7 protein-coding genes are annotated in these 12,411 nt (G+C 48.4%); 5 read left to right on the top strand and 2 right to left on the bottom strand.

Going from position 1 to position 12,411, the window contains the following annotated elements; all coding sequences use genetic code 11:
* Positions 1–8: 8 nt before the first annotated feature.
* On the bottom strand, positions 9–2,030 hold the full coding sequence (locus tag ABT56_RS07255) for an exoribonuclease II (protein WP_047878215.1): 2,022 nt from the start codon (positions 2,028–2,030) through the stop codon (positions 9–11).
* 347 nt (positions 2,031–2,377) lie between these two features.
* Between ABT56_RS07255 and ABT56_RS23210 the strand changes: the two genes are divergently transcribed.
* The 3 genes from ABT56_RS23210 (at position 2,378) to ABT56_RS07240 (ending at position 8,340) form a co-directional block, all read left to right on the top strand.
* Positions 2,378–4,135, top strand: a complete 1,758-nt coding sequence (locus ABT56_RS23210; protein ID WP_053062406.1) for a sensor domain-containing diguanylate cyclase — start codon at positions 2,378–2,380, stop codon at positions 4,133–4,135.
* 297 nt (positions 4,136–4,432) lie between these two features.
* On the top strand, positions 4,433–6,391 hold the full coding sequence (locus tag ABT56_RS07245; RefSeq protein ID WP_047878214.1) for a DEAD/DEAH box helicase: 1,959 nt from the start codon (positions 4,433–4,435) through the stop codon (positions 6,389–6,391).
* Positions 6,392–6,636: 245 nt separating this feature from the next.
* Complete coding sequence (locus ABT56_RS07240; RefSeq protein ID WP_047878213.1) at positions 6,637–8,340, top strand: phospho-sugar mutase; 1,704 nt, start codon at positions 6,637–6,639, stop codon at positions 8,338–8,340.
* A 48-nt stretch (positions 8,341–8,388) separates the two neighbouring features.
* Here ABT56_RS07240 and ABT56_RS07235 read toward each other — a convergent pair whose 3' ends face one another.
* Entirely contained in the window at positions 8,389–8,868 is a 480-nt protein-coding gene (locus ABT56_RS07235; protein WP_047878212.1) for a hypothetical protein, read from the bottom strand.
* 256 nt (positions 8,869–9,124) lie between these two features.
* Between ABT56_RS07235 and mrcB the strand changes: the two genes are divergently transcribed.
* Positions 9,125–11,512 carry a penicillin-binding protein 1B gene (gene mrcB, locus ABT56_RS07230; RefSeq protein WP_053062413.1) on the top strand — a complete coding sequence of 796 codons (2,388 nt, stop codon included), beginning with the start codon at positions 9,125–9,127 and terminating at the stop codon, positions 11,510–11,512.
* Positions 11,513–11,634: 122 nt separating this feature from the next.
* On the top strand, positions 11,635–12,174 hold the full coding sequence (locus ABT56_RS07225) for an NUDIX hydrolase (RefSeq protein WP_047878211.1): 540 nt from the start codon (positions 11,635–11,637) through the stop codon (positions 12,172–12,174).
* Positions 12,175–12,411 lie beyond the last annotated feature (237 nt).

Genomic DNA, 12,411 nt, shown 5'->3' with positions numbered 1-12,411 from the left:
ACGGTCGCTTAAGCGGCATTGTCTTCAGAAGTCGCCGGTGCTTCTTGCTCAGGCTTATTCTCTGCTTCTGGGGCAGGGAACTGCTTCACCGGTTTGGCAACAAGCTGGCGTGTAGCATCACGTACCTCGGCCAATACTACTTCAAAGTGATCACCCAGTTGGTATTCTTTCACTTTGTCGATGTTGATAATGCCAAGGTCACCGTTGCATTCGATGCGCGTTTTGTTGTCAAGGATCAGCGGAGCCGGAATAAACGCGGCCGCACCGTTCTCAAGTAGGCGAACACGCATACCCGCACGGTTGATATCAAAGATTTCAGCCGTAAATACCGTTTCTGCTTTCACCGCATCTTTCAGCAGGCGAACGTATAGCCAGTCTGCTACGTCGCGTTCTGCCATGCGGTGGCTACGGCGATGTCCCGCAATCTCTTCGCCTACGCTGTCATCCGGCTTTTGTGAAGGCTCTTGGTCAGTGATCAGTGCTTTTAGCAAGCGGTGGTTGATCATATCGCCGTATTTACGAATCGGTGATGTCCACGTCGCGTAAACATCAAGACCCATCGCAAAGTGTGGGGCTGGTGTATTGCCGACTTCACTGTACGCCTGGAACTTACGCAGACGGTTGTCTAGGTAGGTTGAATCTAGAGAGTTCAACCAACGGCGCAAAGCACTGAAGCCTTCAAGCGTCAGCAGTTGCTCTTTCTCAAACGGCGCTTCTGCGTCTTTGAGGAAGTCCATTGCGGCATCAATTTTCTCTGGATTGAAACCGTTGTGGTAGTTGTAGACACCCAGCCCGAATTTTTCTTTCAGCGCGCGCCCCGCACAGATGTTGGCAGTGATCATTGCTTCTTCGATCATGCGGTTAGCTGTACGACGCGGATCAGTATGGATAGCGATGACATCGTTATCTTCGCTGAGTTCGAAGCGGTAGTCTGGGCGGTCTGGGAAGACGACAGCATTCTTTGAACGCCAGTCACTACGTGCATTAGCAAAGCTTTGTAGTGCTTTTACCTGTTCAAGGATAACATCGCTTGGTGTCCAATTATCGCAATGGCCATTTTCAAGTAAATCTGAAACGTTGTCGTAAGCAAGACGGCCTTGTGATTTGATCCATGCTGCGAAGAAGGTGATGTCATCGCTGATAACGCCGTTTTGATCCACGGTTACGCGGCAGCAAATAGCTGGGCGTGTTTCGTCTTCCATAAGAGAACATAGCTCATCGCTGAGTTCACGAGGAAGCATTGGAATATTACGGCCAGGTAGGTAGATCGTGAAACCACGCTGACGAGCCTCGTCATCCATCTTATCGCCAACGGCAATATAAGAGGTTGGATCGGCAATCGCGACGGTCAGCTCAAAGCTGCCATCATCGTTCACTACCGTGTACAGGGCGTCATCCATATCTTTGGTTGATTCGCCATCAATCGTAATGAAAGGCAGAGCAGTGAGATCTTGACGCTCAAGGCCTTCATCAAGCATCGACCAGTTTTCCTGCGGTGCTGGCTCTGCGTTTGGCAGATCATGACGTGCAAGCGTTACCCACCACGGTGCAATCTTATCGTTGCTGTCAGTGATTTTTTCGCGGATTTCACAGAAAAACGTTTTGTTGTCACCGACAAGAGGGTGGCGGGTCATATGAGCGACAACCCAATCGCCTTCTTTTAGCAATTCAGGATTCAGGCCTTTGACTGGGCGAGCCTTGATTGCGTCCTTTAGCTGTGGATGATCAGGCACAACATGCAGACGATCACGAATAAGTTTAACGCGACCGATAAAGCGTGTGATGAACTGCTCCAGTAGCTCTTGTGGCTCGGCAACTTCACGTTCTTTTTCGGTACGGATAACTGCCATGACACGGTCGCCGTGCATGACGTTTTTCATGTAGTTTGGTGGAATGAAGATGCTTTCTTTATTGTCCACTTCCAAGAAGCCAAAGCCACGGTCCGTTGCTTTGATGCTGCCTTCTTTCTTTGGCAGGGTTTCTTGGATCTGTTTTTTTAGCTGTGCGAGTAAAGGATTATCTTGAAACATTATGCCCGGTCTCAGGTTATTGACCCTGACACTATAAAGATTTCAGTCGCTAAAACCAAGCATCAGCAGATGATGAGATAAAAATGCGTACCTACTAGGTAATGTTGCACAGTTTGATGTGTGATACTTGTTGCACTTTGCGAAATTAGTCCCTCATGATGTGGTTATAGCTATTACTTTGATCAAAATATAGAAACTGCTCGCGAGCAAAGAGTCGGGCAATAAGATATAAGGGGAGGTATATAGCGTGAACAACATGTTTTCCTGATGGGATATCAGCGTGTTTTTTTAGCCTTTGTTTAGATGAATAAAACAAGGCTTATCTACGGGACCTGGCTAGGTAGAGAATGAACAATAAAAAAAACAGTATTCTTGAACTGTTAGTCGACAAGTTAGTTCGACAATCCAATATGGAACAATGGTGTCAAGTACTGTTGGAAACGATTCAAGAAGAATTCCACCTGCAAAAGATGACCTTGTTGATCGAGCAGCAAAATGAGACGCGCATCATAGCAAGCGGAACAGGGACGGATTTTAGATTTTACTGCCCCACATTAAGTCTTGATGAATATAAAGGGGTGCCGTTGCTCTCTCTTCGACAGGCGAGGGACGGTGGGCGGTTTATCTGTACCCCTATCAATCACTCTTATCAAAGCATGCCGTCTGAGCATCCTGAGCAATGGTATCAGTTAGTCTTGCCGATTCGGATGCATGATAGGGCTGTGGGCTATATCTGTGCCGAGACATTTGAGCTGGGTGAGCTGGAAGCTAGAAAGCAAGAAGTTGAAGACCTGCTGATGGTACTGGCTTCGGATGTTAGCGCCCGTATTTTGATGCAGGAGGTTCTCCAGCAGCATCAAAGTCGTCGTGATGTTGAGGCAGAGCTAGCACTCCGTAATGAGTCATTGAACCATTATCTCGAGCTGCTCAAGAATTTGCATACGGTGACTTTGTGCTTGGCCAAAGCTGAGACAAATGATGATTTTTATCAAACTGCTGTGAAGTTGGGTCGTGAGAAGCTCGGTATTGATCGTATGGCTGTGTTTCTGATCGATTTTGATAAAAATGAAATGCGTGGGACGTTTGGAACGGATCCAGAAGGTAACTTGGTGTGCCGCCGTTCGTTTTGCAGTGCGATTCCGGATCACCCTTTGGTCAATGAAGCCTTGAGTCGGAAAGATTATGTGGTGGTGAAAGAAGATGCGCCGCTCTATTACGGTACAGAGCAGGTTGGGACAGGGTGGAATGCAATGATTGCTATGTGGAATGGCGATTGCTGCATTGGCTGGATAGCGGCGGACAACCTGATCAACCGAAGGCCAATTACCGAACACCAGAAAGAGATTTTCAAGTTGTTTGGTGCATCTCTTGGGCAACAAATTGTGATTCGTCGTCAGTACGAAGAATTGAAACAGCTCAACCAGCAGTTGGAAGAGAGGGTCATGCGCCGCACGGAAGAACTGTTGGCATCAAACAAGGCCCTTGAGCGTGCCAACCATAAATTTGAGCGTTGGTCGATGCAAGACGGGCTGACAGGTGTGGCAAATCGGCGTTTCTTTGACCTGTCGTACAAGCGGCTTTGGCGCGCTGCAGAAGCCGACAATTCAATGCTTGGGCTGGTGATGTTAGATGTTGATCATTTCAAGGCTTTCAATGATAGCTATGGTCACCTTTATGGTGATACATGTTTGAAGAAAATTGCGGCTTTGTTCAAATCGCAAATCCAACCTTATAAAAATGCTGTTTTGTCGCGTTATGGTGGTGAAGAGTTTGTCTGTGTCGTACCTGGCATGTCGATGGAACAGCTGGTGGCTTTCGCACAGTCAATGGTTGATGGGGTGGCCGCATTGGCCATAGAACATAAGGCAAGTGATGCGGGCATAGTGACCATAAGTGCAGGGTGCTGTGTGATTCGGCCGAGCAAGGCGGCTGTAAATTCATCGCATAGGCATGAACCGGGAGAATATGAAAAATGGAGTGCTGAAATGGCACAATCAGAACATTCCTGCGTGCTGATCAAAGGTGCTGACGCTGCACTGTATCGCGCAAAAGCACAAGGGCGAGCTCAGGTAACATGCTGTGATCTGACGTTGAACCGCTTTTAGTCGTTGGCTGCCTGTTTGTTTGCATTATAATTCATAAACTAAATGTCATATTTTTCTATTTATTGGTAAAATATATTTATAAATTAGAGAGCTAGGCTAGTTGATTAAGCTATTTGTATAAATAATAAGTCCTTGAAAGTTAATTTGTGACCTCGCTCAATTTTTTCTGGCTTTTTATCAAGTAATGGCGCACAATGCGCGCCTCATATGTCGAGGCCCGTGCTTGTGGTTGCTGTTGCAGAACCTTATATAGCAGTAGGGGCCCCGTTTTTAGTTAGATTATTTATTGGGATCCCAATGCAAGAATCTGTTACAGAATTTCGCCAGCTAGAACTGGCTGACTCACTACTATCCGCACTTGACTCAATGGGCTTTGTTGCGCCGACTCCAATTCAGGCGGCGTCAATTCCTCTACTTCTAACTGGTACTGATGCGCTGGGTAAAGCTCAGACAGGTACTGGTAAGACAGCAGCATTCTCTCTACCTCTACTTAACAAACTAAACCTGAACCAGCATAAGCCTCAGGCGATCGTTATGGCGCCTACTCGTGAGCTAGCGATTCAGGTTGCGGCAGAAATCAAGAACCTAGGCCAGAATGTTAACGGTCTTAAGGTACTTGAGATCTACGGTGGTGCATCAATCGTTGATCAGATGCGCGCACTTAAGTCAGGTGCTCACATTGTTGTTGGTACTCCTGGCCGTGTTAAGGACCTTATCACTCGCGACCGTCTGCACCTTGACGAAGTACACACTTTCGTTCTTGATGAAGCTGACGAAATGCTGAAGATGGGCTTCGTTGACGATGTAACTTGGATCATGGAACAGGCTCCTGAGTCTGCTCAGCGTGTTCTTTTCTCTGCAACTATGCCTCCAATGGTTAAAGAGATCGTTGACCGTTTCCTTCGTGACCCTGCTCGCATCGACGTTGCTGGTGAAAACCGTACAGTTGCTCAGGTTGAGCAGCAGTTCTGGGTTGTTAAAGGTGTAGAGAAAGACGAAGCAATGATGCGTCTTCTTGAAACTGAAGATACTGATGCGTCTATCGTATTCGTACGTACTCGTCAGGATACTGAGCGTCTGGCTGATTGGCTATCTGCTCGTGGTTTCAAAGCTGCAGCTCTTCACGGTGATATTCCTCAGTCACTACGTGAGCGTACCGTTGATCATATCAAACGTGGCGTGATTGATATCCTAGTTGCGACAGACGTTGTTGCTCGTGGTCTTGATGTGCCACGTATTACACACGTATTTAACTACGATATCCCATTCGACGTAGAATCATACATCCACCGTATCGGTCGTACAGGTCGTGCTGGTCGTGATGGTAAGGCGATCCTACTTGTTCGTACTAACCAGATCCGCATGCTGCGTACTATCGAGCGCGTGACTAAATCTCGCATGGAAGAGATCCAACTTCCACTTCGTGATGCTGTTGCAGAAGCACGCTTGAACCGCCTAGGTCTAGAGCTTGCTGCTCAGAAAGAAGAAAGCAGCCTTGAAGCATTTGTTGAGCTGATCGAGAAGCTTCAGGAAACTATCGAAGTGGACACTCAGACTCTAGCTGCGATGCTTCTTCAGCGCCAGCAGGGCAACCGTCCGTTGTTCTACAAAGGTCCAGACCCAATGGTTGCTGCGATCGAGCGTGATAAGCAGCGTCGTGACCGTCGTCGTGATGACCGCGGTGAGCGTGGCGAACGTGGTGAGCGTCGTGAGCGTCGTACTTTCAACACTGCTGACTGGGATACATACCAGCTACAGGTTGGCCGTGAGCAAGGCGTACAGGTTAAAGATATCGTAGGCGCAATCGCTAACGAACTAGGCCTGAACAAAGATAGCATCGGTGCTATCAAGCTGGCTCCTGAGCACACTTATGTTCAGCTTCCTAAGAAGATGCCAGAAGACGTTGCTGCACAGCTTAAGAAGCTACGCATCCGTCAGAACGAAGTTAAAGCTGTTGTTGTTGAAGATGACGTACTTCGTGAGCACCGCCGTGGCGGCCGTGATGGCAACCGTGACGGTAACCGTGGTGGTTTCCGTGGCAACCGTGACGGTAATCGTGATGGTAACCGCGATGGCAACCGTGGTGGTTACCGTGGTAACCGTGACGGCAACCGCGATGGCAATCGTGATGGTAACCGTGAAGGTGGCGAGCGTCGTTTCGACCGCAACCGTGGCGGTGACAACCGTGGCACTTTCCGTGGTGAGCGTAACCACGGTGGCCCACGCCGCGATCGTAAGCCTCGTTTCGAAGATTAATTTTTCGATTGATTTAGAAAATCCAGCCTTAGGGCTGGATTTTTTTTGTCCAAAAGAAACGTAAACCGTCAATATTCATGGTATTGATAATTATTATCATGTAAGTTGTTGGTAACGTACAGTAGTATAGCGGCCATCCATAGACTGAGTTTCGGAGGCCCATAGGTGGAATCTCTTAGATTGAAGTCGCTTGGAGAAGGCTGTTGTCTATACTAGTTGCAGTTTTAAAGAAAGGACGTTCCGCAATGATTACTGATGTATCAACTTGGCTGGCTCGAGATCCTGATCCAGTTACTCGTCAGGAGCTTCAACAACTTCTTGATGATAATAATAAACAAGAGATTGAGGACCGATTCTCAACTCGGCTTGCCTTTGGTACTGCTGGGTTGAGGGGAATCGTGGGTGCGGGCCCTAACCGAATGAACAGGCTCGTGATTCAGGAAACAGCGATCGGACTGGGACGCTATTTGCTTGATACGGTCAATAGTGCGGCATCTAGGGGGGTTGTCATCGGTTATGACGGTCGCCCTGACTCACGTCAGTTTGCCCAGGATACGGCAAGCATGCTGACGGCTCTAGGCATTAACGTTTACCTAACCGCTAAGGTTGCACCAACGCCTGTCGTTGCTTTCGGGGTTCACCATTTTAATGCTGCTGCTGCAGTTGTGGTGACAGCAAGCCATAACCCACCGGCTTACAATGGCTTTAAAGTTTATTGGGGCAATGGTGCGCAAATTATCCCGCCACATGACTCGGGTATTGCAGAACAAATAGATCTTGCATCACAAGAAGTGTTGCCGGTGAATAGCCTTGAAGATGCTGAGCGCCTAGGCTTACTTACATGGCTCAATGACGATTATTTTACCGCGTATCGTAAAGCGCAGAATAACAGCCCTTATTTGGCAAACCATACAGAGCCGGCCAATATTAGCCTTGCCTATACAGCGATGCATGGTGTCGGAGCGGACATGGCAGAAACCTTGTTAGCTGATGCAGGATTTGCCCATGTCTATAGTGTGGCTGCCCAGCGTGAGCCTGATGGCCGATTCCCGACCGTTAATTTCCCTAACCCTGAAGAACCGGGGGCGATGGATATGGTTATCGCAGAAGCGTCAGCCCATGGTGCGATATTGGCTTGTGCCAATGATCCTGATGCAGACCGCTTTGCCGTTGCCGTGCGAACCGAAGACGGTGAGTACAAGATGCTGACAGGTGATCAGGTGGGAGTGTTACTCGGTCATTATTTGTTGACCCACTCGGTACCTGAGCAGCAGTTGGTTGGCACGACAATCGTGTCTTCTAGCTTGCTTGAGAAGATCGCGACGGCTTTGGAGGCTGGTTTTTATAAGACATTGACCGGATTCAAATGGCTGACCAATGTGGCCATGGAGCAACAGACCCAAGAGCAGCAGTTCCTTTTCGCTTATGAGGAAGCACTGGGCTATACCGTTGGCAACACCGTTTGGGATAAAGACGGATTGTCGGCGCTAGTTGCTTTTGCACAAATGACGGCAGAACTTGCTGCCAATGGACATACTGTCTGGGATCGACTTGAGTCCATTTACCGTGAACATGGTTATTATCTTAATGAGCAGCGTAGCATTGCGCTAGCGCCGGGGGCAGTCTCTGTTGGCGATCAGCTGCGAGCTGATCCTCCGCTATGTATTGCGGGTCGGGCTGTGGAGATGACGGAAGATTTGAAGCTGGGAGTCCGCCGCTTTGCCGATGGTCGAACTGAGGATATCGATCTGCCATCTAGTGATGTGCTGATTTATTATCTCGATGACGAGTCGCGGGTTGTTGTACGGCCTTCTGGTACGGAGCCCAAGCTGAAATGTTACTACGAGGTCGTTGAGGCTATGAGCCATGAGGATAGTATCAAACATGTACAGCAGCGCGCGCAGGAGGCAATGGCGTCGCTGATTGACAAACATCAGGCTTCACTCTAATTCTTTGTATGAAAAAAAAGCCGATGGTTAATCCATCGGCTTTTTGTTTTATTGGTTAGTCTCGGAATGTGCCGCTGCTTCGTCAGTGCCTTCATGCATCGAGGCGTATGTATGAAGCAGTTCGGTGAGTGTCTTCACCCAACCGAAAGTATCTTTAGGTGGGTTAGCTAGAATGTTGTCGACTTGTGCGCAATGGTCTTCAAGAGAAATAGCTTCTTCTAAATTGAATGACATAGCGTAAAAATGCCATAGCAGTAATCGAGACATACGCTCGATATTTTGCTCGGCATTGTCCGATTCGGCAAACATATTACGGACCTCACCCAATGCGATAGCATTCATGCGGAGCATGGCATCAAATTGTGCCGATAGCATACGCTCTTGGCTGCTGACTTCTTCCTCTTCAAAGTTGAAGAGTTCTTTCATTACGTCTTCTGGAACCATGCGGTTGACGATTCGAAGGCTGAATTCCTCCAGCTCGTGACGCGGCATCGTCATCAGGCATTCTAGTGTGTAATCTCGTTCCATAGTTTGGCTTCTCAGTGCGTGGATCTTGCAATCATTTGATGTCGTTTGGGCGCTATTGTGTAAGAAATTGAAAGTAAATACTAGTAGTGTGAGGTGACTCTGGCTTTGACAAAACCATGACAATCGGGTTATCGGCATGGGGTAATGTCTTGCGCCTTGCCGCTTTATGCTGCTATCTGCCTCGTATCGACGAGGTCCTCGCTCGCAATGCGAATGATTGATATAAGACCTACGGTGAATTATGGCCAAGCAACAGATGCCGAGTAATCAGCATGATCCTAATAACTCCGGTGCGAATCAGCAGGAAGCAGTATCCGCAGGGCAACCGACATCGGCCCAAAATAACGAAGCACCTACTTCGTCTTCCGCAAACACCTTGAAGAAGCCTAGCCGTATTGGCAAGTGGGTCAAGTACTCTTTGCTAGGCGGAACATTGCTGGCCAGTGCGGGTTTGGTCAAGATGGGATTCGATATCAACGATGAAATCTCAGCAAAGTTCGAGGGGCAGTTATGGCAGTTGCCGTCTGTTGTCTATGCGCGAGAGCTAACGCTTGAACCTGGGTCGCCTGTGCTCTATGACGATCTTGTTCAAGAGCTTGAGGTGCTTAATTACCGCAAGGTCAAATCACCCTCTAAACCCGGGGAATACAGTACCAGCCGCCTGAAGGTTGAATTTATTCGGCGTCCGTTTGATTTTCGTGACGGTGAACAACCGGCACGCCATGTGGTCGTGACTTTTGACTACGCTAAAGTACGTAAGATTAGCGACGCGGATTCTAACCGTGAACTGGGGATCTTTGCGGTAGAGCCTAAGCTACTTGGTATGCTTGAGGCACAGTCAGACGAGCAGCGGATCTATCAAGCCAAAGCGGAGATGCCCGAAGCGCTGATCGATGCCTTAATTGTTACTGAGGATCGTGATTTCTACGAACATGACGGGGTGTCGCCGACCGCGATCATTCGTGCTTTTGTTGCTAACGTCAAAGCGGGTCGTACCGTACAAGGTGGCAGTACCTTGACGCAGCAATTGGCGAAAAACCTGTTTCTAACGAGTGAGCGCAGCTTGTGGCGTAAATTCCGAGAGGCCTATATGGCTCTGATCCTTGATTATCGTTACAGTAAGGATCAGATTTTGGATGCCTACTTAAACCAAATCTACCTAGGCCAAAGTGGGCGTGATGCTGTACATGGTTTTGCCTTGGGTGCACGCTTTTATTTTGGTTTGCCTTTGTCGGAGCTGCGGACCGATCAGCTGGCTTTGCTGGTTGGTTTGGTAAAAGGCCCTTCTTACTATAATCCATGGCGTTATCCTGAGCGTGCGAAAAACCGTCGCGATCTGGTGTTGAAGTTGATGGCTGACAATGGGGTGTTGGATGAAAAGCAATACTCGGTGGCGATTAACAAGCCGTTGGATTTACAGGCGAAGGGGATCATTGCCAACAAGCAGCCTGCCTATTTTGGCCAGCTTGAGCGCGAACTGAGCGAGAAGGTAGAGGATTACAAGCCGGGGCAGGGCTTGCGTTTGTTTACCACATTGGATCCTCGATCACAGGCCATGATTGAAAAGTCGGTCAATAAAGTGATACCGACGCTAGAATCACGTGCGGGTAACGAGTTGGAAACTGCGGTGGTGATTGCTGATCGCACAACGGGTGAAATTCGTGCCATGGTGGGCGGTGCCAAACCGGGTTTCGATGGCTTTAACCGTGCTGTGGATGCTAAGCGTCAGATCGGGTCGGTGGTTAAACCTGCGGTGTATCTGTCGGCCTTGGAGATGCCGAAACGTTTTTCATTGGCAACGAGTTTGACAGATCGTCCGCTAACATTGCGGGATGATAAGGGGAAGAGTTGGTCACCGCGTAACTATGATCGAAAATTCCGTGGTGAAGTGCCGCTCTATCGGGCTTTGGCGAAATCATACAATATTCCGACGGTGAATCTGGGGATGGCCGTGGGTCTGGATAAGGTCATAGATACCATGGATCACCTTGGTATCGATAAGAATGAAATTCCGGAGTTGCCATCAATGTTGCTGGGGGCATTTACCCTGACCCCGGTTGAAGTGACGCAGATGTATCAGACAATTGCCAATGAAGGCCGCAGGAGCGATTTGACAGCATTGAGCGCGGTGGTTGATAAGGATGACAACGTACTGTATCAGAGTCTGCCTGTATCGTCTCAGCAAGTGTCTGAGCAGGCTGCCTGGCTGACAATGTACAGTTTGCAGCGCGTTGTCTCTGAGGGGACCGGGCGTTACTTGAACAATGTCTTGCCGTCTTCCCGACTTGCGGGAAAAACCGGTACATCCGACAAAGGCCGCGATAGCTGGTATGTAGGTATTGACGGCAGGGAAGTTGTTACCATCTGGATGGGGCGTGATGATAACAAGGCGGTGAAGCTGACCGGTTCTTCGGGCCCATTGCACTTGTATGCCGACTATATCCAGCACCGAGACCCAGAGCCTTTGGTGTTGCGTAAGCCTGCCCAGATCTCTGATTTTGACTATTACCAGAATAAGTACGGCGTGCTGTCGCAAAGCTGCGTTGGCCAAACACACCTACCAGCATGGGATCCCAATGGAAACCTAAAGCAGGGGTGTGCGGACAAGGTGGAAAACTTCTTCAAGCGATTGTTTACTTGGTAAAAGAGGTGGTTCCTTCTGTGTAGGAGATGGAACAAGACGAATATTGAGCGGTGAATTGCGCGAACCTAAATGGATCGCTACAATTCACCGCTTTGTTGTAGGTAAGAAGAGACAAACCGGCTATGCGTTTATTGAAATCAACTGTGCATCCTGATTTGGCGAACCTTGATGGGACGATGTTTCATCGAAAAGCGGCTCGAGGCATTATCCTAAACGGGACCGACATTCTGATGCTATACACCGAGCGCTATCATGACTACACACTGCCAGGCGGTGGTATTGATGAAGGGGAAGATGCAGTTGCCGGTTTGATTCGTGAACTGGAAGAAGAGACGGGCGCCCGTAATATTCGTGATATTGAAGAATTCGGTATGTATGAGGAATACCGTCCTTGGTATAAAACGGATTTCGACATTATGCACATGGAGTCCTACTGCTTTGTTTGTGTCATTGATCCTGAGTTGGGTGAAACTAAGCTTGAGGATTACGAGGTCAACAACGGTATGAAACCGGTGTGGATTAATATCTTCGATGCTATTGCCCACAATGAACATACAATGGCAAACAGCGAGAAAAAAGGGATGTCGATTGAACGCGAAACCTTTTTGTTAAAACGCATTGTCAGTGAATTGCTGCCTGAAACGCAGCAGTCAGTTGCATAAAATTCCTGAAAAACAGCAGCCAAGTGCTGCTGTTGTCTTTTATATTTACTTTCTCTTTGCTTTTTCCTTCCTTTCCTTTTTTGTCTCACCGTACTTGCGAACTCATTTAACTCATTCGTCGTAAGGGAGTTACTTCCAATCATGGTACTTTCAGAGTCTGTGTGAGCACAGAGGGAGTAGCAGTGGAAAATGACAGTCGGGTTAGCTGATTATTTTGTTCAGAGTGGAATTGGTATG

The sequence above is a fragment of the Photobacterium aquae genome, assembly GCF_001029445.1.
GTDB classification, from domain to species: Bacteria; Pseudomonadota; Gammaproteobacteria; order Enterobacterales; family Vibrionaceae; genus Photobacterium; species Photobacterium aquae.
Note: the sequence above shows the minus strand (reverse complement) of the source record. Positions and strands in the feature narration are given on the sequence as shown.